1 pseudogene is annotated in these 308 nt (G+C 70.1%); it reads left to right on the top strand.

Annotated elements, in window-relative coordinates:
* Positions 1 to 308, top strand: a pseudogene (locus AB6A65_RS16900) (hypothetical protein); the annotation flags it as partial.

The raw sequence follows: 308 nt of genomic DNA, 5'->3' as shown, positions 1-308 counted from the left end.
GATCACCTCCGGCACCGCCAGCTTCCGCCCCGGCCGCTATGACGGCGGCGGCATGCGCTACCTGCGCTTCAAGAACTGGCTGGGCGAGCTGGATCGGCTCTCAGGGCCCGTCGCCGCCATCTGGTTCGAGGAGGTCCGTCGCCACGCCGGCACGGATGCCGCGCATGTCTACGGCGGGCTCATGGCCACGCTGACCTCGTGGGCAGAGCTGCGCGGCGTGCCCTACGAGGGCGTCCCTGTCGGCACGATCAAGCGCTTCGCCACCGGCAAGGGCAACGCGAACAAGGATGCCATGATCGCGGCTGCCC

Source organism: Rhodosalinus sp. FB01 (assembly GCF_041365715.1).
In the GTDB taxonomy this organism is placed as follows: domain Bacteria; phylum Pseudomonadota; class Alphaproteobacteria; order Rhodobacterales; family Rhodobacteraceae; genus Rhodosalinus.
The sequence above is the reverse complement of the archived record's forward strand: the minus strand, read 5'-3'. Positions and strand labels throughout refer to the sequence as shown.